Source organism: Bacillus sp. FJAT-27001 (genome assembly GCF_019039175.1).
GTDB classification, from domain to species: domain Bacteria; phylum Bacillota; class Bacilli; order Bacillales; family Bacillaceae; genus Bacillus; species Bacillus velezensis.
The window spans coordinates 278375-300083 of sequence record NZ_JAHOAA010000003.1 but is presented as its reverse complement, the minus strand read 5'-3'; the positions used below and the strand labels follow the sequence as shown (position 1 = coordinate 300083).

29 protein-coding genes are annotated in these 21709 nt (G+C 43.7%); 15 read left to right on the top strand and 14 right to left on the bottom strand.

The features are described 5' to 3' along the window. Window positions 1-161: 161 nt before the first annotated feature. The 7 genes from BGM27_RS11700 (at window position 162) to BGM27_RS11670 (ending at window position 3271) form a co-directional block, all read left to right on the top strand. Window positions 162-1307: a response regulator aspartate phosphatase gene (locus BGM27_RS11700; RefSeq protein ID WP_007407638.1), complete on the top strand. Its 1146-nt coding sequence runs from the start codon at window positions 162-164 to the stop codon at window positions 1305-1307. Further along, window positions 1291-1410 carry a PhrC/PhrF family phosphatase-inhibitory pheromone gene (locus BGM27_RS11695; RefSeq protein ID WP_007407639.1) on the top strand — a complete coding sequence of 40 codons (120 nt, stop codon included), beginning with the start codon at window positions 1291-1293 and terminating at the stop codon, window positions 1408-1410. Before BGM27_RS11700 ends, BGM27_RS11695 begins: the two co-directional genes overlap by 17 nt. Window positions 1411-1607: 197 nt before the next feature. Continuing rightward, entirely contained in the window at window positions 1608-1811 is a 204-nt protein-coding gene (locus tag BGM27_RS11690) for a helix-turn-helix transcriptional regulator (protein WP_007407640.1), read from the top strand. 13 nt (window positions 1812-1824) lie between these two features. After that, window positions 1825-2028, top strand: a complete 204-nt coding sequence (locus tag BGM27_RS11685; RefSeq protein ID WP_007407641.1) for a hypothetical protein — start codon at window positions 1825-1827, stop codon at window positions 2026-2028. A gap of 34 nt (window positions 2029-2062) precedes the next feature. Further along, entirely contained in the window at window positions 2063-2248 is a 186-nt protein-coding gene (locus tag BGM27_RS11680) for a DUF4177 domain-containing protein (RefSeq protein WP_007407642.1), read from the top strand. Window positions 2249-2433: 185 nt separating this feature from the next. After that, window positions 2434-2715: a hypothetical protein gene (locus BGM27_RS11675; RefSeq protein WP_007407643.1), complete on the top strand. Its 282-nt coding sequence runs from the start codon at window positions 2434-2436 to the stop codon at window positions 2713-2715. Between the two features lie 43 nt (window positions 2716-2758). Then, a complete protein-coding gene (locus BGM27_RS11670; protein ID WP_007407644.1) occupies window positions 2759-3271 on the top strand; it encodes a stage II sporulation protein M in 513 nt (170 codons plus the stop codon). A 590-nt stretch (window positions 3272-3861) separates the two neighbouring features. On the opposite strand, the gene BGM27_RS11665 is transcribed toward BGM27_RS11670, so the two are convergent. From BGM27_RS11665 to speE, 3 genes are all read right to left on the bottom strand, one after another. Continuing rightward, the gene (locus tag BGM27_RS11665) at window positions 3862-4080 is read right to left on the bottom strand and encodes a helix-turn-helix transcriptional regulator (protein WP_003151056.1); all 219 of its coding nucleotides are present in this window, start codon (window positions 4078-4080) and stop codon (window positions 3862-3864) included. A 167-nt stretch (window positions 4081-4247) separates the two neighbouring features. Further along, a complete protein-coding gene (speB, locus tag BGM27_RS11660) occupies window positions 4248-5120 on the bottom strand; it encodes an agmatinase (RefSeq protein ID WP_007407646.1) in 873 nt (290 codons plus the stop codon). A 58-nt stretch (window positions 5121-5178) separates the two neighbouring features. After that, the gene (gene speE / locus BGM27_RS11655) at window positions 5179-6009 is read right to left on the bottom strand and encodes a spermidine synthase (RefSeq protein ID WP_003151052.1); all 831 of its coding nucleotides are present in this window, start codon (window positions 6007-6009) and stop codon (window positions 5179-5181) included. A 199-nt stretch (window positions 6010-6208) separates the two neighbouring features. Between speE and BGM27_RS11650 the strand changes: the two genes are divergently transcribed. Next, a complete protein-coding gene (locus BGM27_RS11650) occupies window positions 6209-8281 on the top strand; it encodes a transglycosylase domain-containing protein (protein ID WP_007407647.1) in 2073 nt (690 codons plus the stop codon). 24 nt (window positions 8282-8305) lie between these two features. On the opposite strand, the gene BGM27_RS11645 is transcribed toward BGM27_RS11650, so the two are convergent. From BGM27_RS11645 to BGM27_RS11635, 3 genes are all read right to left on the bottom strand, one after another. Beyond that, entirely contained in the window at window positions 8306-8737 is a 432-nt protein-coding gene (locus BGM27_RS11645) for a hypothetical protein (protein ID WP_007407648.1), read from the bottom strand. Between the two features lie 143 nt (window positions 8738-8880). Then, window positions 8881-9399 (bottom strand): YwhD family protein, encoded by a 519-nt coding sequence (locus BGM27_RS11640; protein WP_007407649.1) that lies wholly within the window; start codon window positions 9397-9399, stop codon window positions 8881-8883. Window positions 9400-9411: 12 nt separating this feature from the next. Further along, the gene (locus BGM27_RS11635; RefSeq protein WP_003151043.1) at window positions 9412-10071 is read right to left on the bottom strand and encodes a site-2 protease family protein; all 660 of its coding nucleotides are present in this window, start codon (window positions 10069-10071) and stop codon (window positions 9412-9414) included. Window positions 10072-10176: 105 nt separating this feature from the next. Here BGM27_RS11635 and BGM27_RS11630 point away from each other — a divergent pair, with 105 nt between their 5' ends. Further along, a complete protein-coding gene (locus BGM27_RS11630) occupies window positions 10177-10365 on the top strand; it encodes a 2-hydroxymuconate tautomerase (RefSeq protein ID WP_003151042.1) in 189 nt (62 codons plus the stop codon). Window positions 10366-10402: 37 nt separating this feature from the next. Here BGM27_RS11630 and BGM27_RS11625 read toward each other — a convergent pair whose 3' ends face one another. Beyond that, window positions 10403-10822 (bottom strand): MarR family winged helix-turn-helix transcriptional regulator, encoded by a 420-nt coding sequence (locus tag BGM27_RS11625; RefSeq protein WP_007407650.1) that lies wholly within the window; start codon window positions 10820-10822, stop codon window positions 10403-10405. Between the two features lie 385 nt (window positions 10823-11207). On the opposite strand from BGM27_RS11625, the gene BGM27_RS11620 reads away from it, so the two are divergent. Next, a complete protein-coding gene (locus BGM27_RS11620) occupies window positions 11208-12587 on the top strand; it encodes an amino acid permease (RefSeq protein ID WP_032865071.1) in 1380 nt (459 codons plus the stop codon). A 64-nt stretch (window positions 12588-12651) separates the two neighbouring features. Here BGM27_RS11620 and BGM27_RS11615 read toward each other — a convergent pair whose 3' ends face one another. The 3 genes from BGM27_RS11615 to BGM27_RS11605 all read right to left on the bottom strand — a co-directional run bounded on the left by BGM27_RS11615 (window position 12652) and on the right by BGM27_RS11605 (window position 14877). Then, window positions 12652-13152 carry a YwgA family protein gene (locus BGM27_RS11615; protein ID WP_007407653.1) on the bottom strand — a complete coding sequence of 167 codons (501 nt, stop codon included), beginning with the start codon at window positions 13150-13152 and terminating at the stop codon, window positions 12652-12654. Between the two features lie 39 nt (window positions 13153-13191). Next, the gene (locus BGM27_RS11610) at window positions 13192-14493 is read right to left on the bottom strand and encodes an HD domain-containing protein (protein ID WP_007407654.1); all 1302 of its coding nucleotides are present in this window, start codon (window positions 14491-14493) and stop codon (window positions 13192-13194) included. A 159-nt stretch (window positions 14494-14652) separates the two neighbouring features. Next, on the bottom strand, window positions 14653-14877 hold the full coding sequence (locus BGM27_RS11605; RefSeq protein ID WP_003151034.1) for a YuzB family protein: 225 nt from the start codon (window positions 14875-14877) through the stop codon (window positions 14653-14655). Window positions 14878-15079: 202 nt separating this feature from the next. Here BGM27_RS11605 and BGM27_RS11600 point away from each other — a divergent pair, with 202 nt between their 5' ends. From BGM27_RS11600 to BGM27_RS11580, 5 genes are all read left to right on the top strand, one after another. After that, window positions 15080-15853, top strand: a complete 774-nt coding sequence (locus BGM27_RS11600; protein ID WP_007407656.1) for an RsfA family transcriptional regulator — start codon at window positions 15080-15082, stop codon at window positions 15851-15853. 260 nt (window positions 15854-16113) lie between these two features. Then, entirely contained in the window at window positions 16114-16428 is a 315-nt protein-coding gene (locus tag BGM27_RS11595; protein ID WP_007614461.1) for a PadR family transcriptional regulator, read from the top strand. Then, window positions 16429-16983 (top strand): HAAS signaling domain-containing protein, encoded by a 555-nt coding sequence (locus BGM27_RS11590; protein ID WP_007407658.1) that lies wholly within the window; start codon window positions 16429-16431, stop codon window positions 16981-16983. Window positions 16984-17080: 97 nt separating this feature from the next. Further along, entirely contained in the window at window positions 17081-18001 is a 921-nt protein-coding gene (locus BGM27_RS11585) for an ATP-binding cassette domain-containing protein (RefSeq protein ID WP_007407659.1), read from the top strand. Then, window positions 17998-18951 (top strand): ABC transporter permease, encoded by a 954-nt coding sequence (locus BGM27_RS11580; protein WP_007407660.1) that lies wholly within the window; start codon window positions 17998-18000, stop codon window positions 18949-18951. The genes BGM27_RS11585 and BGM27_RS11580 overlap by 4 nt, the downstream gene beginning before the upstream one ends. Here BGM27_RS11580 and BGM27_RS11575 read toward each other — a convergent pair. From BGM27_RS11575 to BGM27_RS11560, 4 genes are read right to left on the bottom strand one after another with little or no spacing between them, the layout of a single operon-like run. Continuing rightward, the gene (locus tag BGM27_RS11575) at window positions 18941-19777 is read right to left on the bottom strand and encodes a hypothetical protein (protein WP_038462322.1); all 837 of its coding nucleotides are present in this window, start codon (window positions 19775-19777) and stop codon (window positions 18941-18943) included. The two genes, BGM27_RS11580 and BGM27_RS11575, sit on opposite strands and share 11 nt — an antisense overlap. Next, window positions 19768-20565 (bottom strand): hypothetical protein, encoded by a 798-nt coding sequence (locus tag BGM27_RS11570; RefSeq protein WP_007407662.1) that lies wholly within the window; start codon window positions 20563-20565, stop codon window positions 19768-19770. The genes BGM27_RS11575 and BGM27_RS11570 overlap by 10 nt, the downstream gene beginning before the upstream one ends. Continuing rightward, window positions 20534-21457, bottom strand: coding sequence for a DUF6895 family protein (locus BGM27_RS11565; RefSeq protein ID WP_007407663.1), 924 nt, complete (start codon window positions 21455-21457; stop codon window positions 20534-20536). Before BGM27_RS11565 ends, BGM27_RS11570 begins: the two co-directional genes overlap by 32 nt. Before the next feature lie 48 nt (window positions 21458-21505). After that, a complete protein-coding gene (locus BGM27_RS11560) occupies window positions 21506-21685 on the bottom strand; it encodes a hypothetical protein (RefSeq protein WP_003151018.1) in 180 nt (59 codons plus the stop codon). Window positions 21686-21709: the final 24 nt, after the last annotated feature.

Sequence of the window (21709 nt, the reverse complement as noted above, 5' to 3'; positions counted from 1 at the left end):
TGCTTGTACAAATTGTGGGGATAATAGTGGATTTTTGAAATGATATCCGCAGACATGCGGTTTTAACGAAAGAAAACATTGCGGTATTTTTGCGCTATCCTTCCGAACGAAAATGATAAAATATGTCATATACATAACGTGGAAGGGAGGGATTCGGAATAGTGGCGAGTGTTTTATCATCTTCAGCGGTTGGAGAAAAAATCAACGAATGGTATATGTACATTCGAAGGTTCAGCATCCCGGACGCCGAGTACTTGCGGAGAGAAATCAAAGAAGAACTTGCAGGTCTGGAAGATGATCAGGATCTTCATCTATACTATTCTCTCATGGAATTCCGCCATAATCTGATGCTCGAATACCTCGAACCGCTGGAATCGCAGCGGATAGAAGAACAGCCGAGACTATCGGATCTGCTCGCGGATATTGATAAAAAGCAGGCCCGGCTGACCGGACGTCTTGATTATTATTTTAATTTTTTCCGGGGGATGTATGAGCTGGAATGCCGTGAATATCTTTCAGCGATTCAGTTTTTTAAGAAAGCTGAATATAAGCTTGATTTTGTCAAAGATTGTATCGAGAAAGCTGAATTTTATTTTAAGATGTCAGAGTCCTACTATTATATGAAACAGACTTATTTTTCTATGGATTATGCCCGGCAGGCTTATAAAATTTATCATAAGCAGGAGGCATATAATATAAGGGTGCTTCAGTGCCATTCATTGTTCGCTACCAACTTTCTTGACTTAAAGCAATATGATGAAGCAATTCAGCATTTTAAAAAGGCTTATGCCATGGCAGAGGCAGAACAGCAGCCACAATTAATGGGCCGGACTCTATATAATATCGGACTTTGTTTTAACAGCCAAGAAAATTACAAACCAGCCATTGATTACATAAAACGGGCAATAGCTGTTTTTGAAGATGGGAACATCATCACTTCTCTCCCGCAAGCCTATTTCTTAATCACACAAATACATTATAAAATCGGAAATATGGCCATAGCCAGACAATATCATGACAAAGGGGTATCTTATGCAGAGGAGGCAGAAGATTCCCTATATATCGCCGAGTATGAATTTTTAGAATCTTTATATGTCGGTGAGCCTGATGAAGAAGCAATCATGGAATGTTTTGACTTTCTCAGAGATAAATCGATGTATGCTGATCTTGAAGATTTTGCCTTAGATGTGGCAAAATATTATCATGAAAGAGAAAATTTCGAGAAGGCTTCCGCATATTTTTTAAAGGTGGAAGAAACAAGACAGCAGATTCAAGGAGGTGTGAAGTTGTATGAAATTGAAGTATAAATTAGCACTTACTTGCTTGGCAATAAGCACTGTTTTTGTTTCAGCCGAAATCGCAAGTGCACCGAAACATCAATTTGAAGTTGCTCAGCGCGGAATGATTTAAATGATGATTACTTTTAGGCTTGCAGGTTAAACTGCAAGCCGTTTTTTATATAAACAACTAATTTGCAAAAACAAAAAGTATACCTTAAAATTCAAATGTGTAAAAAGTATTTGACACATATACATATATTATTTAAAATAAATATATGTAAATTTGAAAATTTAAAATAAAAACAAAAATATTTAAGGAGGGTTTTAGTGGATAACAATATTAAAAAACTTAGAACAGCAGCTGATATTTCACAAAATGATCTGGCTAAGCTCTGCAATGTGACCAGGCAAACCATCAATGCAATTGAAAATAATAAATATGACCCGACTTTAAGTCTGGCTTTTTCGATAGCTCACGCATTAAATACGGGAATAGATAAAGTATTCAACTATAACGCCAAAAAAAAGTAAGGGAGCGGTTCTTATGAAGAAAATGGATGAGATGCAAAAACACCAATCGGGTATAGCCGCCAGAATAGCATTTAGTTTTTATACTGTCGCTTTACTGATATGGTCATTAATAGATTATTTTAAAAACGGAAATACAGGATGGCAATTTCCAATACTTTTAATAGGCTGCGCGCTCTATTTATGGATTCAAGTTTATCATAATCGAAAAACAAGGTAACAATTCCAATACACTTCCGGAGGATTATACAGCAATGTACGAATATAAGTTCATAAAAGTAGAAGTAAACCGATGGAAAGGAAAGCCTAAAGAAGACTATAAAGAAATTATTGAAAAGTATTCTCAGCAAGGATGGAAGCTGGTTCAAATATTTGCTCCTCCTATTTCAGGTTATGGGGCAGCCGATTATTTTGATATTATTCTTGAAAAAAAAGTATAAATGTTTCAGTACAAAGAAAGCCGGATCATACATATGGTCCGGCTTTCTTTGTACTGAAATAAGCCAGCAGATACCTTAACGGATTTCACCTCTTAAATATTTTTTCGGAAATCCGCAATTCAAATAGCTTCCAATATATTTTATTATTTAACTTGCTGGGGATATTGAAAAAATTGGAGGAAAAAATGAGTCTACTTTTAAAAACACAAAATAGTAAAGCGATTTTTACATTAGTAGCATCAGGAATCATTGTTCTCGCTCTTTTCAGTATAAAACATAATCATTTAAGCATGGATGTCATCGATATTTTAAACAGAGCTGGAATAATAGCTCCTAGTTGGATTGTCAGTGCTATCACTGCAACGGGTTCAGTCCTGGCTATCATTACTGTTTTAGGATCTCTTGGTGCAGGCTTGCCATTAGCCGTTTTAGAACAATTGGCTGCAGCAAGTACAGCAGCAGCTTAATATAAAACATTAAATTCAATATCCCTGGCAGTCCCTTAAACGAATGGATGAAAATACTTTGTTTAAAAAGAACGTTTTAGTCAAATTGTACATACTCTGTCTGATCTTATTTTTAATTGCTTTATTTACAGCATATTTTTATACAGATCCCGCTTCAAATGTAAATAATCTAAATCGAAATATCCGTCCGGATTTTTTTCAGATTTTCTTTAATAATATTAAAGTAGCGAGTCTGCTTGTTTTTTTAGGACCGTTGACGCTGTCGCTTGGCACGGTTGCTGTTTTAATTATTAATGGATTAATTTTAGGGAATGCGATAGGAAACATCAAAGACAATTTAAACCTTTTACTGCTTGTTATTCCCCATGGAATAATTGAAGTGCCGGTATTGCTTCTTGCAGCCTCTGTAGGAATGAAATTAACTTTGGATTTATTACTCCTCAAAATAAATTTGAAATTCACTTTTAAATATATTGGTATTATATTTCTCGGTTTAATGATAGCAGCTATGTTAGAAACATTTATTACACCTATCTTTATAAAAGGAGCCTCTTAAGATTATGCAAATTGAATTATCCTCATTTAAGGAACGAAACATTAATTTTTTGTCCTCGTTTTTGTTTTATATTATCGGGTTAGCTTTTTATTTAAGTTCCCTATTGCCTTTTATGAAAAGTTTAATTCCCAAAAACATCCCTATACAAGTTGTTGAGCAAGTAAAACATTTAGATTATATCATTGCGATAGCCGCACTGTTTCTTTTAATGTTCGGGGTGATTTTTGAAGGATTTGTATTATTTCTCATTATAAATTTTCTTGGCGCTCAAATTAAGATTAAAACCTTTTATTCCCTATTTATGTTTTCTAACATCCCGGTCGCAATTAAGTTTTTTCTTATATCATTCAAAAACATTTTCGCAGAACATCCAAATACCAGTTTATTTTTCACAAGTAATCATTTGATTTTTTCTATCTTTGATTTGTTCAATATTGCATACTTATTTCTTTTGTTTATTCTTCTGAAATGGAGAACAAATTTGAACTACCTGACAATCTCAGTTTTTATTTTTACGGCATTCCTGTATAGAATGTTTTTTTAGCATATATAAATAAACCCCCTCAATAGGGGTTTTTCTTTCATTTCGTTCACTGTATACAGTTCCTTTTATATGCTTCCGAAACAATACCGACTCTAGTACTCACATTCCACTTTTTACAGAGACCGGCTATGATATATTCGACATTACGCTGCGAGTAGTTTAATGACTTAGCGATCTCTTTATTAGGTTTTTCAGCAATTATCAGTTTAATTACTGAAATTTCAATCTTTTTTAATTCCAATTCATTTTCTACTGCTGTTTTCATTCTAACTTCCTTTCTAAAGATGTATTTACTAAATAATACCCTATTATATAATTTTTATCAATAACATCAATGATTAATGGTAAAATATTATGTTGCTTTTACTAACTTCTAAGTAGTTTATATACAATATAAAAATCCCCCGCATGTTTCAAGCGGGGGAAATTCTTTTATTTCACAAACCCAAGCAGCATTTCACGAATCATCTTGCTTGCCGTGTTTGCGGTTTGTTCTGAGTGGTCATAGACCGGCGCGACTTCTACGAGGTCAGCGCCTTTTACGCTGACTTCTGAGCGCGCGATTTCATGGATGGACGCGAGCAATTCTTTAGACGTGATGCCCCCTGCGTCAACCGTGCCCGTTCCCGGCGCATGAGCGGGATCAAGAACGTCGATATCGATGGTGACATAAACAGGGCGTCCCGCAAGCTGCGGCAGCACTTTTTTCAGCGGCTCAAGCACTTCAAACTTAGAAATGTGCATGCCGTTTTCTTTCGCCCATTCAAATTCTTCCTTCATTCCGGAACGGATGCCGAATGAAAATACATTTTGCGGCCCGATGAGCTCGGCCGCTTTGCGGATCGGAGTAGAGTGGGAAAGCGGTTCGCCTTCATAATCCGTGCGCAGGTCGGTGTGCGCGTCAAAATGAATGATGGCAAGGTCCGGAAACTTCTTATACATGGCTTTTATGACAGGCCATGATACAAGGTGCTCCCCTCCCATGCCGAGCGGGAACTTTCCTTTTTCTAAAATGCTGTCCACGTATTCTTCAATCATATCAAGGCTTCTTTGCGGATTGCCGAACGGAAGCGGAATGTCTCCGGCGTCAAAGAAATTCAAATCAGCCAAGTCACGGTCGAGATACGGGCTGTATTCTTCAAGACCGATAGACACCTCGCGGATTCTCCCCGGCCCGAATCGTGAACCCGGACGGTAGCTGACCGTCCAATCCATCGGCATGCCGTAAAGGATGGCGTCCGCCTCTTTCCAGTCGGGGCGGCTTGCGATAAATACTTTTCCTGAATATGCTTCATCAAACCTCATGATAAAACCCTCTCTTTCCTGTAAAAAAGCGCAAGATTCGCTCCTGCGCCGTACGTTTTTATTTGATTAAGTCGCTCACAAATTTCGGAAGAACAAATGCCGCTTTGTGAAGCTCTTTCGTGTAATATTTCGTGTCGATGTCAAAGAAACGGCTGTCCTCCACTTCAAGCGGATCGTACTTTTTAGAACCGATCGTAAATGTCCACAGGCCGCTCGGATACGTCGGGATATTAGCCGTATACAGACGGGTGATCGGGAAGATTTCTTTCACGTCACGCTGTACGTTTGTAATCAGCTCCGGTGTAAACCACGGGTTGTCCGTCTGCGCGACGAAGATGCCGTCTTCTTTTAATGCCTTGGAAATTCCGGCATAGAAGCCTTTTGAGAACAGATTGACGGCCGGTCCGACCGGTTCTGTTGAATCAACCATGATGACGTCATACTCATTTTCTGATTTCGCGATGTGCATGAAACCGTCATCGACTCTCACGTCGACGCGCGGATCATCAAGCTTGCCCGCAATGGACGGAAGGAATTTTTTAGAGTATTCAATAACCTTGCCGTCAATGTCGACAAGCGTCGCTTTTTTTACGCTTGGGTGCTTCAGAATCTCTCTGATGACACCGCCGTCTCCGCCGCCGACAACGAGGACGTTTTCCGGATTCGGGTGCGTAAATAACGGTACGTGCGCAACCATTTCATGATAGACGAATTCATCTTTTTCAGAAGTCATGACCATTCCGTCTAAGAACAGCATGTTGCCGAATTCTTCTGTCTCCACCATTTCCAGATGCTGAAATTCCGTCTGTTCCGTATGTAATGTCTGTTTCACCTTTAATGTAATGCCGAAATTCTTCGTCTGCTTCTCCGTATACCAAAGCTCGCTCAATTGTCATCTCCCTTTCAAGGCTTATTTCATTTATTGTAAGCGTCTGTATCGCTTTTATTCCGGTTAAAATCTCATTTTCACCTAAGGAAAAAGTATAGAGGATGGAGGGGAAAAAGTAAAGAAGTGTCCGGTTTGATATGTTTAAAAAACCCCCTTTTTTCACATAATAATAGAATCATGAAAAAGGGGGTTCCCAAAAGTGGATAAAGTATCTGGAAAACAGCTCAGAATCACGTTCAAAATCATCCGCGCCTGCATCTTTCTGACACTGATCGGCGGAATGCTGGCCGGCGTCTGCTTCACATCCGTTCTTCTTGCAGCGAAATGGCAGGGGGCCCCCTCCGTCCGGGTTCCTCAGTCTACGATTCTTTATGCAAATGACGGCTCAAAGCTAGGTGAGACCGATTTTGGGGAAAAGCGCTACTGGGTCCGGTTAAAAGATATCAATCCGATAGCGGTGCAGGCCGCCATAGCGGTGGAGGATCAAAACTTTTACAATCACCACGGTTTTGATTACCGGCGGATGGCCGCCGCCGCGCTGGCTGACATAAAGGCAATGGCCAAGGTTCAGGGCGCAAGCACCATCACCCAGCAATACGCGAGAAATCTCTACCTTGAGCATGATAAGACATGGAAACGTAAATGGAATGAAGCCTTTTACACGATCCGCCTTGAACAGAACTATTCTAAAAACGAGATTTTAGAAGGTTATGTAAATACGATATATTACGGCCACGGCGCATATGGAATTGAAGCCGCCTCGCGCCTGTATTTTGGCAAACACGCCAAAGATCTGAACGATGCGGAAGCCGTGCTCTTGGCGGGCATACCGAAAGGCCCGTCCGGCTATTCGCCATATGTCAGCGAAAAGAAGGCCAAACAGCGCCAGGAAACCATTCTCCGACTGATGATCGGCCAAAAAATGATCTCAAAAGAAAAGGCGGAAAGGCTTAAGAAAACGCCGCTTGCCTATCAGCCGCTGAAAAACAGAACCGCAGCGAAAACGGCGCCTTATTTTTACGATGATGCGATGAAAGAACTCGAGAAAAAGCTCGGCATGACGCGCGAACAGCTCGCAACGAGCGGATTGCGTGTTTATACGACGCTTGATAAGCGCATGCAGCGGATTGCGGAAAACACTGTGGCACATACGATCCGTACCGGCTCTGACATTCAGGTCGGCTTTTCCGCGATTGATCCGGCAACAGGGCGCGTGCTTGCGCTTCTCGGCGGACGTGACTACGAAAAAAGCCCGTTTGACCGGGCGACCCAGGCGAAACGGCAGCCGGCTTCCACGATCAAGCCGCTTTTGTACTACAAAGCGATTCAAAGCGGCTTTACACCGGTCACGCTGATGAAAAGCGAAGCCACAGAGTTCCAGATTGACGACAACGGAGATACTTATTCTCCAAGCAATTACAACGGCTACTATGCCAATAAACCGATTACGCTGCTTCAGGCGCTTGCGTTATCAGACAACATTTATGCCGTGAAGACCCATCTCTTTCTCGGCATGAATAAGCTCGTGTCGGCAGCAAAGGAATTCGGCATCAGCGAACATTTAAAGCCCCTTCCGTCTCTGGCGCTCGGAACTGAACCCGTGCGCCCGATTGAGATGGTTAATGCCTATGCGATGCTCGCAAACGGGGGAAAACAAATCACCCCTTCCTTTATCACAAAAGTGACGGATACCGCCGGCAACGTCTTGTTTGAACAGCCGCGCGGACATCAGCAGACGCTTGATAAAAAAGCCGCTTTTGTGACGGCGAGCATGATGACGGGCATGTTTGATCAGGATTTAAACGGCTATACTTCCGTCACGGGACGCACCATTTCTGACCGGCTGACCCGAACCTATGGCGGTAAATCAGGCACGACCAGCGCAGACAGCTGGATGATCGGCTTTAACCCGGCTCTTGCCGCCGGTGTATGGACAGGCTATGACAAAAGCAGCACGATTGATTCAGTAGAAGAAAAAAGCTATGCGAAGACGATTTGGGCGGACTTTATGGAGAAGGCGCTCGAAGGAGAACCGGAAATAGCGCTTAAACCGCCGAAGGGCGTCACGGGCGTCTATATCGACCCCGCTTCCGGCTACACTTCGGGACCCGGCTGCGCCGCAAAGCATTATACGTATTTCATCGCAGGCACTGAGCCCGCGGATGTGTGCTACGGACCGGAACCGTCTAAAAAAGAAAAGGAACACGCCCCCGCCCGCAAAGAAGCTCCGCGCAAAAAATGGTGGGATAAGTGGCTCGGCAAAAAAGACTGAGCCCGGTGCATTGCGCGCCGGGCTTTAATCCGCGTCTTCCTCAAGCACCCATGGGAGCAAGAGTGAAAAGTCGAGATGGATAATAGGGTCAGGAAAACCCTTCGGTATAAAAAATGTTGTACTCGGCAATGAAAACGAAAAGCGGATATCTCCCGCCCTCTCGATATGAAACTTCGGCCAGCCTTCCCTAAGCCTGCCGACAATCGGATAGCTGCCCGCATAATGATGCAGGCCGTTTTCCTTTCCATGCTCCCCCAAGTCGTGACAGACAGCCGGACGAATCCCAAACTGCGTAAACAATCTTGTTTTCTCGGCGGGAAGGAGATTCACCGCCTCGGAAAAGTTCCGGCAGCTCCCGCAATCGCAAGGATCAGGCCATGATTTTTCGTATTGTTTTCTCGTTTCCGCCGCATCTGCTTCAATGACCCATGGCCCGATTTCAAAGACGGTGAACATGATGAAACCTCCGCGTAAACATGAAAAACCCCGAGTCTTGGTTCGGCTCGGGACTTTCCATGTCCTGATTCTGTATTAACAGTTTACTCAGTACAATCGCAAAATAGTGCAAATATTTATAAAGTTCACAAAAAGTTCACAAATTATTTTTCTTCCGGAAGCAGACCTGTTTTCAATTCATCGGATGAACGTTCCCAGAGCCCTTGGTCATGCTTCTGCAGAAATTCAGCAAGCACCTGCTTTGAGCTGGCGTCCATTTTGTCCACGATAATGCAGCGCTTCATTGATTTATCCATTAAATTCACATGCTCCGGCAATGACTTATAGCCTCTGCGGATACTTCTGTCCACGGTCATTTCACAAGCCGTCACACCCGCGTAATAAGGGCCTTCTTCTTTTCTGTCGATGGTGACCCACACGAGCCAGTACGGTTTTCCGTTCGGCACTTCATCTTTGTTCGGCAGGAATTTGATGCCTTTTTCAACGACACTGCGGGCATGCATGGCGCCGATGTCAACGAAGGCTTCCTTCTCTTCCACATCGACAAATACCGGAGAAATATTGTCAAGGCTCAGCGCCCCGGCGCCAAAACCGCCATGTCCGTCGGTCGGATCACTTTTAATAATATTAAATCCGATTGTTTTCTTCTTTTTTTCTTCCATGAAAATACCCTCCTACAAAAGCGGTTGAAATATAATGGCAAATACCTTGAGAATCCAGTCTCTCCCCTCACTTAACAGCGGCCACACGACATAGGAGCCGACCGGTGTCACAAACAGCACGAGAAACACGATAATCCCGTAGCTCTCAAACTGAGTCATTTTGGCGCGCACCCGCGGCGGCACGAGATCCTCAATAATCCGGTAGCCGTCAAGCGGAGGAAGCGGCAGCAGGTTGAATAAACACAGCGCGAGATTCAGCTGAATCCAAATAGAGAAAAAGCGGTCAAGCCCCATGCTGAATGCAGAAAGCAGCTCCATTCCGTAAGCATGCATCAACACTAGCAAAAAGAAACCGATAAAGGCAAGAAGCAGGTTGCTTACAGGCCCGGCGACGGAAACCAGCACTCCCGCCAGCCGCGGTCTTTTAAAGGCGCGGCGGTTCACCGGCACCGGACGGGCCCAGCCGAAACCCGCGACCAAAATTAGAATCGTTCCGAAAACATCAAGATGTTTAATCGGATTGAGCGTTAATCTGCCCTGTCTCGCCGCGGTATCGTCTCCGAACCGATACGCGACATACGCGTGCGCCAGTTCATGCATCGTAAATGCCACAATCAGCGTAATCACGACATAGGGCATAAGCTCCAGCGGATAATATAAAAATCTGTCCAAATGTAAAAATCCCCTTTTTTAAAAAATGCAAGATTGTCCTTCATTCAGTATACTATAAGTGACCTCTCTTCCAAAGAGAGGAAACGATAAAGGAGGATCAGCACCATGCCGCTCGTAACCGTTAAAATGCTTGAAGGCCGCACAGATGAACAAAAACGGAATCTGGTTGAAAAAGTGACAGAAGCCGTAAAAGAAACGACAGGCGCAGCCGAAGAAAAGATCATTGTCATGATTGAAGAAATGAGAAAGGATCATTACGCCGTCGCCGGCAAACGGATCAGCGATACGGAGTAATCCTTGATAATGGCCGGCGCTGCTATGTCAGGCCGGCTTATTTCATTACTTTTTCAACGAGGCTGAAAAAGGTATTCTTTTCTTCTTCTGTCAATGCTTCGAACAGCTCGTCAATGAGCATCTGCCGGTTTTCAATCATTTGCATGGCCGCCATTTTTCCCGATTCGGAAAGCGTCATCCATACCGTGCGTCGGTCTTCGTTATTTCTCGACCTTTCCACGAAACCCTCTTTTTCTAAATGATTCAGAGCGGTTGTCGTGGCTGAAGGCGATAATGTAACTTCCTGCAATATATCTTTAATCGTGCACGTGCCGTGCCGGTAAATAATCCTGAGAATAAATCCTCTGATATTGTTTATACTCTTCGGAATTGTCGCCTCATCAAGCTTTTTCGTGCTCTTTAAATATTTCGTGAGCGCGTAATCCAGTACATTTGCTTGCAATATATCATGCTCCATGCAGAAACTCCCCATTTCAAGATGCATCCATCATCATTTGATTGTTTTTTATTACATTTTACTGATACCTCGCGGGGAAAGTCAAAATTTCGGCCGGAAAGCCCGCAACTTTTATCCTGCCCTATACAGACTATTATCTCCTGCTTTTTCACCCATCCCTTTTATGCAATGCTGGTTTTATAGACATGATTCAGGTAAAATCATTAAGGGTGACTGCGTTTGACGGAAAGGATAATCTGATCGGATGCGGCAGACAATATGACTGGAAAAGAAACGGAACAGACGGGGAAACAGAACACAGGATTGTCGATTACACAGAAGATGTGACACGGGTAAAAGCCAAAGAGCCCCTCTTGGCTTTTGCTTTTGGATGGAGGGATGCGTGTTGCGGAATATCCTACAAAAAAAAGACATCACCCAGCTGCTTGAACAAAGCAGAAACAGGCAGACTGCCAAAACGATGGGTGGATTTGATTTAACATTACTGGGCATCGGCGCCGTCATCGGGACGGGCGTCATGGTTCTTACAGGCATTACGGCCGCGAAAAACGCCGGACCTTCCGTAATCTTTTCTTTTATCATTGCAGCCGTTGTCTGCAGCCTTGCAGCATTATGTTACGCCGAAATCGCTTCTGTTCTCCCGGTTTACGGAAGCGCCTATATTTACTCTTATACCACCATGGGAGAAATTGTCGGCCATTTAATGGGCTGGACGCTCTTATCCGTTTATATGGTGACGGCGTCGGCGGTGGCAAGCGGCTGGTCAAGTTATTTTAATAATCTGTTAGCCGAAATCGGCATGCCTTTGCCGGACAGTCTGCTGCACGTGCCGAGCCAGGGGGGCATCGTCAACCTTCCTGCCATCATCATTACTCTATTAATTGCCGTCGTTCTGTCACGCGGCTCCAAAGAGAGCAAAACCTTTAATAATATAATGGTTCTCGTAAAAATCGGAATTGTTTTGCTGTTTATCATCACAGGAAGCTTTTTTGTAAAGCCGGGCAATTGGCATCCTTTTATGCCTTTTGGAATCAAAGGCGTCATTACGGGGGCTTCTGCCGTCTTTTTTGCGTTTCTCGGATTTGACGCGATTTCCGCTTCGGCTGAAGAAGTCAAAAAACCGCAGCGCAACCTGCCGATCGGTATTATCGGTTCACTGGTGATCTGTACATTGGTATACGTCATCGTCTGTCTCGTCATGACGGGGATGGTTCCGTATTCACAGCTTAATGTGCCGGAAGCCATGTCTTATGTGCTGCAGTCTGTCGGACAAAACGCGGTGGCGGGCGTTATCGCTGCCGGTGCGGTGATCGGACTGATGGCCGTCGTTCTCGCCCATACCTATGCGGCGACCCGTATATCTTTTGCGATGGCAAGAGACGGAATGCTGCCGAAAGTCTTTACCATTGTCGGAAAGAAATCGGGAGCGCCGATCTTTAATACGTGGCTGATCGGACTGATCAGCGCCTGCATCGCGGGTTTTGTTGATCTGAAAGAGCTGTCAGATCTCTCAAACATCGGCGCATTATTGACATTCGCCATGGTCAGTCTGTCCGTGCTGATTCTGCGCCGCACCCATAAGGATCTGCCGCGGGGATTTAAAGTGCCTTTTGTACCCGTACTGCCGATTTTGGCAATTATCTGCTGTTTGTTTTTAATGGTCAATCTGCCGCTGAAAACGTGGCTTTATTTTGCCGTCTGGCTGATCATCGGCGTGATCGTTTACTTTTTATATTCGTACAAGCACAGCAAATTGAGACAATAAACAAAACCAGGCCCGCTTTATCGCGGCCTGGTTTTTTCATCAAAAAAGACGAAAGCCATCGCCTTTAACAAATGTGTTTCAGCTCTTCTATGTAGTGAAGCGCCTCATCATATTCTTCATCCGTATATTTCTGTTTGCTTTTTATCGTAAACACTTTCTCTTTCTTTTCCTCAGCTTCAAGGCCGTCAAAATACAAAATCGTAGACACCAGCTCCAAAAACCGGGATGAGCGGCTGTTGACGCTGTCGATGTACTTCTTCATATCCGGCATCGTAAGCTCCGCATGATGTAAAAACTCGGCTCCCGTCTCCGTCAGCGAGTACCGGTATTGAAAGTAGCCGCCCTTTTTTTCCTTCACCTCATCCAGAAACCCAAGATTGCACAGCTCTTCAATTCGAAGCGTCAGTTCTTCGGAATACGGGCCGTAAAAATGAAAATCATATTTTTCGTAGAAAGGATACTGCATTTTCTTCGCGATATAAATGATTTTCTGCAGCTTTTTCCGCCCGATGATTTCTCCAGAATCCGAGAACACCTTCATCAGTTTTGCATGTTCTTTCAACAAATTCCCGACATCTCCTTTTCCTTCTTTACCAAAATCCTTCTATGTCAGTCCCAGCAGCTGCCGGATTTTTAATTTTGCTTCAGGGTTTTCTGAATCGTCGCAAATGAGGTCCATCGGATAGTAGAGCTTATGGTCCGTCCGGCGTTTGCCCGAAATGGATTCGACAATGGCGGACTGCCTGGACAGCTCTTTGATCTGGCCCTTCTGCGTTAACAGGTGAATCGGCAGACGCTCCTCCTCTTCACCCGGCCGGTAAAAATCATACGGCAGATCCGATGAAGAATCGACCACTAAATAGTAATTGGGATCAATTCCCGCCTCTTTAAACAGAGCGGTCAGTTCAAAATAAGCCGACATTTCCTCATTGGGGTTAAATTCGGCATATTGAAACAGCTGGCGGTTAATGAAGCGGCGGCACAAGTCGGACAGAATCGGGTCCTCTTCTTCTTCCCAAGCCTGGAAATAATATAAAATGATGGCTTCATCAAGCTTCAGATAATCCGCAAGCGTCAGCTTCCCTTCAAAAATGGAATAAAAATGAACGGGAGCATGAGTGAAGATATACCCTTCTTCATGGAGCTGCTTCGCACGGTGGAGAATTTTCGTCAATATGACTTCAGCGCTTCTCGTCACGGGATGAAAATACACCTGCCAGTACATTTGATAGCGGCTCATAATATAGTCTTCGACAGCGTGCATGCCGCTTTGCTTAATGACGATCTGATCCTCTCGCGGACGCATCACCCTTAAAATCCGTTCCATATCAAAATGTCCGTAGCTGACGCCCGTATAGTATGCGTCCCGCTGAAGGTAATCCATCCTGTCGGCGTCAATCTGGCTCGAAATCAGGCTGACCACCTGTTTGTTTTTATATGTTTTGGCAATGACTTCGGCAACATCCTGCGGAAATCCCGGTCCCGCCTTTCTGAGAACCTGATTCACCTCGGTGTCGCCGAGAATGATTTCCCTCGTATAGTCTTCATGATCCAGATGAAAAACCTTTTCAAAGGAATGCGAAAACGGCCCATGTCCCAAATCGTGCAAAAGCGCGGCGCTGAGACAGAGTTCGCGTTCATTGTCATCCCATTCAGGACGCCCTTTAAAAACATCATCAACCATTCGTCTGACTATCTCATAGACGCCGAGAGAATGGTTAAAACGGCTGTGTTCCGCGCCGTGAAACGTCAAATACGTCGTACCGAGCTGTTTGATCCGGCGCAGCCGCTGAAATTCACGGGTGCCGATCAAATCCCAGATCAGCTTGTCCCGCACATGAACATAGCGGTGAACGGGATCTTTAAACACTTTTTCTTCTGATAATTTTCCGTTTGGATACGCCATCGTCATTCCCTCTTTTTTTTAGCCGTGATTCTATTATATCGGCTCTGTAATTTGAAAACATCCTTGAATTTGTCCGGCGTTTTGTTCCAGTTTTCCGACATTGATTTTTTGAAGCAAAAAAGCCTGACCCATCGGGCGAGGCTGTCGTAAAATACACATTTACTTTTTGATCTTCTTTTTCACTTTCTCAATCAGCTCGTCCTCAGTCGGCGCCGACAGCGGGCGGTTGTTTACGAAAGCAAACGATTTTTTGCGTCCGGGCCCGCAATATGACTGACATCCGACCTCCACTTTTGCATCCGGGTCAGCTTCTTTCAAACGCGGCAGCAAAGTCTTAATATTGGTGGCCTGGCAATCATCACACACTCGGAATTCATTAGCCATGATGTACGCTTCCCTTCATTCAATGTTCCTCTATGTTAAAACTTAATTTTAAAAACGAAAAAAATCACATCACATCTCATTGTACAAGGATTCATCTTATCCTGCAAGGCTCTGCGTATCTCTCATTCTTTCAGCCAATTTGTATAAATATTTTCCAATCTGGACATTCTAATACCATCAAAGATATTGGGGGTTGAGAACATTGACAAAACAAAGACAGGACGCCTGGTCGGAGGAAAACGACCTGCTGCTTGCGGAAACCGTGCTCCGGCACGTCCGGGAAGGAAGCACGCAGCTGAACGCCTTTGAAGAGGTAGGCGATAAATTAAACAGAACGTCGGCAGCGTGCGGATTCAGGTGGAATGCCGTCGTGCGCCATCAATACGAAAAAGCGCTTCAGCTTGCCAAAAAACAGCGGAAACAGCGGATGCGCGCGCTCGGAAACGGCCAGCCGGCCAAGAAGAAACTATTATATCAGCCGCCTGCACCGGATGCGGACATCATGCAGGAAACCGCAGCCGAAGAGACGGTTCAAACGGAAGCGCCAAAAGAGGATCGGCAAGCCGTCATGTCCGGCGAACATATGCCTTATGTCGATGAAAGCTTCAAGGAAGAGTTAGCTAGTTTATCACATTTGCTGGCGCCTCAGCAGCCGAGCCAAAAGGCGGAGCTCACAATGGCAGACGTCATTCAATTTCTGAAGAGCTATGAAGGCAGCGGAAAGCAAACTTCCGCCCTGCAAATGGAAAATGACCGTTTAAAACGGGAAAACCAAGAACTTCAGTCTAAAACCGAGCAGCTGGAAGCGGCCGTCGAAAAGCTTGAAAAAGATCAAAAAACCATTCAGGAAGACTACGAAACCTTGGTGAAAATTATGAACAGAGCCAGAAAACTAGTTTTATTTGAAGACGACGAACATGCCTCTCCGTCCTTTAAAATGGACCGGAACGGTAATTTAGAGAAAATGGCCGAATAACGGAAAAACCCCTTTCCTTGTCATGGAAAAAGGGGTTTTTGCCATTTGTCAATGACGCGCATCCTGATCTATATTAATGTAAACATTGTTCAGGAGGCCTTCTTCCCGCAAGGGCTGCGCATCTCGGTCCCCGCCCGCACATAAGCATAAAGATTCAATTCCTCATCCCAAATGGTTCTTGGGAATTATTGATCGATTAGCTACTGTGCAATACACTGTATAGAGAATACAATTATTAGATATGATGGGAATGATAGTAAATGAGTAGCCAATTACGAAAAGGAGCGTTGGAACTTTGTGTGTTGTCCCTGCTTCTTTATGAAGATTTATATGGTTATGAATTAATCAAGATCATAAGTGAAACGTTCCCTGTATCGGAGGGCACCATCTACCCCATATTACGAAGACTTACAAAAAACAACTATTTAAAAACGTATACAGCAGCTTCCGATCAAGGCCCGTCACGCAAATATTACAAGGTAACAGAAGAAGGCGCCTTTTATCATCAAACATTAAAATCGGAATGGCTTGACCTGTCCGAAAAAGTGAACAGCATCATTAAGGAGGGAAAATGAATGTGTAAAGACCAATATTTAAAACATCTCCGGCGGGAAATAAAAGATCTGCCGGAACTTGAGCAAAAAGAGATACTCGCCGATATCGGCGAAATATTCCAAATGGGCGGCGCTGAAGGAAAAAGCGATGAACAAATCGCCGACAATTTAGGAAACCCCAAAACACTTGCGCGCGCCTTAAAAGCGGATATTTTCATTAGTGATGCCGAGGAGCAGAAAACATGGCGCTCCTTTTTCAAAGCATTCGGCCTGATGCTGGGGATGGGCATGTTCAACTTCATGTTTATGCTGACACCGTTTCTTTTTGCCTCTGTTGCGGTGTTAAGTTTGATGGCGATCGGCCTGATGCTGATGACCGGATCATTCTTTCTCCTCGTAAAAGTGCCGATTGTAACAGCCATTTTTAACGGATGTATGGTTCTTGGAGCGGGTATGGCGGTGTTTATGGCCGGATTTGATCTTTCGAAACTGATATTCCGCATCTTTTTGCGCTATTTCAAATGGAATGTCAGCGTTGTAAGGAGGGAAACCATTGAATCGAAAAATGTGGTATAGCATTGCTCTCATTTTAATCGTTGCCGGCCTGATCGGAAGCATGTTCTTCGGTTTTGACGGCTTTTACCCTAAATCATAAGGAAGGTGTGCAAATATCATGACTGAACCAGCCCTGATATTAAAAGATGTCTCTAAAACAATCAATCATACCCCTATTGTACAGTCAATTTCTTTCGATGTGAGAAAAGGCGAGATTTTCGGCCTTTTAGGGCCGAACGGCTCAGGAAAAACCACTATTTTCAGAATGATCGTACAGCTTATTAAAAAAACAGAAGGAGCCATTTCATTCAGAGGCAGACCGGACAGCGACTTTGAATATTTTATGAGACATATCGGGGTTATCATTGAAGGCCCGGATATGTATCCGAATATGACCGCTTTGCAAAACCTAAAATATTTTACTAAACTGCGCAGCACCTCGCTGCGAACGGATGACCTTATGAATACCCTTGCAAAAGTCGGGCTAGAGCAGGCTGCCCGCAAAAAAGTGAAACATTTCTCATTAGGTATGAAACAGCGCTTGGGGCTCGCTTATTCTCTTCTTCACAATCCCGGATTATTAATTCTGGATGAACCGATGAACGGCCTCGATCCTAAAGGAATGAAAGAATTGCGCACCATTCTTTCCGATTTATCGAAGCAAGGGGTTTCCATTTTATTATCAAGCCATTTATTGTCGGAAATGGAGGAGATTTGCGATAGGGTTGCCTATATTAAAAAGGGACGGATTTTAGGAATTGAAGACATGAAGAACAGACATGACCTTGGTCAGAAAAAACTGTTTACCGTCACGGTCGATCATCCGGCAAGGGCGAAAGAAATATTAGAGCAGGACGGTATTCTTCAAGTACAGCAAAAAGACAGCCGCATCATTGAATTGGAAGCGGAAGAAGATACCATCCCGTATGTCATTAAATCTTTGGCAGAGAAAGAGATTCTGATTTCCCGCGTTTCTGCAAGAACTTTGTCATTGGAAGAGAAATACATGATGATTACAGATCAGGAGGACGCGGTATGAGCATATTTCATCTGGCGCAGAACGAATTCATAAAAATAACCCGAAAAAAAGGCACACTTTTATCTCTTTTTTTCCTGTTTCTCATCGTTTTGCTGGCCGGCCTTATTATGAATCATGAGTTAGATGCTTCCTCGGATAACAATTGGAAAGAACGGCTTCTCGCCGAAAAAAAACAGGAAGAAATTGATAAACCGGCTGAAACGACAGGCGTTTATTATTCTGCTGATGTTAAGAATAAAGACTATTATTTGGAGCATAACATCAACCCTTATGAATGGAACGGCTGGAGGTTTTTCGGCACGGTTACTTCAAACGGGCTTGAGATTTTCGTCAGCTTGACCGCGATTTTAACCGTCAGCGGGGTTGTTTCTAAAGAGTTTGCCCTTGGGACGATTAAGTTTATCGCTACAAGCCCGAACCGAAGATGGCGGATTTTAACATCGAAATTTCTGGCGTCTCTTCTGTTTACCGGCATGGTTTACTTATTTTACTGTGTGAGCTGTTTGCTGATCGGCGGCGTGTTATTCGGTTTTTCCAATGCTTCATATCCGCTCGTCTATACTCATTTAAATGACAGTCTGTATACCATCAGTTCAATCAAAGCATCCGGAATCATTCTGCTTTTGCGTTTCATATCAATTATAAGCATTGTCACCATTGCGTTCACTTTGTCAGTATTGTGCAAAAGCCAGGCGCTCTCCCTTTGCTTATCCATTTTACTGCTGTTTGCCGGCAGTATATTGGGCGGAACTGATTTGCTTGCCCAATTTACATGGTATAAATTTACGCTCTTTCCGCATTTAAATCTCGTTGCTTATGTAAATAAAAGTGCGGGTGATGCGATTTCAACGTTAAACATCCCCTATTCCATGACGGTTATAGCGATCTACTTTCTTATATGTTTATTGATTTCTTTTTCCGTCTTTCAAAAGAGAGACATTACAGCATAGACAGAGAGGCGGCGGCATAATGAGCGGACGGCAGGAAATACTGACGGTCCAGTAATTTGCCGCTGGCCGCCCCTTGGTCCATCGCTAACGGATTCAAATAACCGAAGCTCCCGCTGCTTCGCTGCTGAAAGTGTAGAAATTCCCGCCCTTCCCGTATAAAAAGCGCCTCATCGAATCGGAGAAATTTCATAATGGCAGTGTATTTTGCAACGGCGTCAATGTGATACTTTCTGCACTCGGCTAACATTAAACCTGAAAAAGCAAAGTCTGATGTTTTGTACCATTCCGTGAGAAAAGGCTGCAATTCTTTCATTTGCAAATAAGTGACGGCATAAAGGGCATCCGCCTGTTCTTCCTGCATGCCGCCCGGTGCCATGAGCAAATCGGCCTCACGTTTCATCCCGGTTTCTAAGAACACGATCAGTTCTTCCGGAGTCACCGCCCCAAAATAAGCCCCTAACACCATGAGGATCATAGAGGAGGGCACTGATTTCAGTTCCTCTTGTAAACCGCGGACCATTTGTTCAAGTCCGTTATGAAAAAAGATGCTTTTTGCGGCATCTATCCTGCGGTACACATGATACGCATACGCGAACAGGACCGGATGGCATTCGTGTGTTTTTTCTCCGAAATAACGGTCTAGGAATAGAATAACTTCTTCTGTATCCTTTCTGCTTTCAAAATGATGACATGCCGCTAAACCGCAAAACAGGTGCATGAGATCATCTGCTTCCATTTCTTCCGGCTGCAGCTGAATGTTCTTCCAAAAACCCAGCAGCCATTCTTCTGTTTTTTTTATATTAAAATGTTCCTTGACTATCTGCATGTTCCACACTCCAGATTCAGAATCTCAATCGCCGGCAGAAGAGCCGGAGCACAATGAATGGATGGATTCTCGTTATTTATATGATGAAGAGCCGCTTGACAGCCATAAAAAAATGGATCGATACACGATTGGATAAATAACATATTGCACAGCTGTTTCATTTTTCGGCTGCCGAGACAAAACACAAGCCATTTTTGAATGGACGCCTTCAAGCCGGGATGAAGCAGATGCTCTCCCTCATTCAAATGAAGAAGACAGTACTCGACAAACTCCAGCTCGTTTTCAGCTGTTCTTTTCCATGCGTCATGGAGCAAAGGCTGAAACATCGAATTCTTGTAAAAGCGCACTTTTTCATGGTCAGTTGACATTCCCAGCTCGCTCAGCAAACCGACGAATTCGGCGTATTTAAAATAAGGCCATTCTTTTTTTATAAGATAGCCGTTTTGCAATCCGTGACGTATGACCTGATCATCCGAATCCATTCCCTGCTTCTTTTTATAAGCTTTTGCCGTTAAATAGATATGAATCAACTCATTGACAATGGCCGTGTTACAGTGAAACAGATCTTCCCAGCATGACTTATCAACGAAAGCGAAGGCAATCCTTTCAGTATGTTCTTTTACAGCGGAAGAATGGCTCGTCTTCCTGTAGTACTTGCAGAAGCCGGCAAACAGCTGAATGCTCTTTTGATCCGGAAGCGATTGTTCAGCAAAAGATAATAAAAATTGATCTGTCTCTTCAGCTAATCTATTCAAGTTAATCGTTCCTTTCTGCTCTAAGACAGGCATGCGCGGCACCAGCGGCGACAAGTGTTGTATGATAGCAATGTTTGAACACATCTTCTCTTCGCTGTTCACCTGTCAAACCGGGTTTATGTTGATAGGTGATGCTCGGGACATTCCCCTCTTTCATTCGGCCCTGATAGATTTTATTCCAGGCTGCTTCATAGAGCGGTTTATGGTTGTCCTTATCCATGTTGATATGTAAAAAAGAGCTGCACATCAATAATTCACTGGTAATATCTAAATTCTCAAGACAGATATAGATCCCGAGAAATTTCAGGACCTTTTCTTTTAAGGACGGCAGATGATACTCTTTATCCGTAAGCGAAGAACATCCCATGTCTGTTATATAAAAAATCGTATGAGTGATGCTGTACGCATCATGATCCGTCATATATGTATTTGGGATATCCTGACCAGCTGCTGTGTAGTGATATAAGTCAGAAAAATCCGTTATTTCCGAGGTTACGCCTGCTCTTTGCAGACTGTACTTCAGATCCATTTTCCGAAAGGGAACTTTAGCAAGGCTGCAATCAAAACGCGCTGCCGTGAATTTTTCCAGCTCCCATATCACCGAAGCCCGTGACGGATGATCAGTCAAGGTAAGAAATTCACCCGCAATAGCCAATCCGGCGAGACCGTCCGGATCAAAATGAATAAATTCTTCAAGCTGATCATTACGGAGCCTTTCTGTAATAAACTCCGTTATAACAGCAACTTCCTTATCATCTGCCTGATTTCTGATCAGGTAATTGGTAAGAAAAATGAGTTCTATAAATGTTTTAAGGCGCCATCTGAAATCATTCGCTACTTTATGATTCATATCAAAATAATGGATATTTTTAACAATCCATGACAGTGCTCCCCGCTTAATTTCTCTTATATACTCTTGTGTCAAACTCTCACCGCCTCGTCTCAGATGTGTAGGCTCCAAACAGTGATTATCCTACTTTTGAGCGGCTAAATCAGAGAAATTCAAATTCGGGTTTTGATTGTCTTCTTGGCTCGGCACTACAAGCACCCAGCCGCTCCAAGCGAAAGAATTGCCTGATTGTTCCGCATCTCCGGCTAACAAATGTGTCGGGATCGTGATTCTTTTTTCTTCTTTTATTTTTTTAAAGTTCATATCTCCATCTCCTTTAGTTTATAG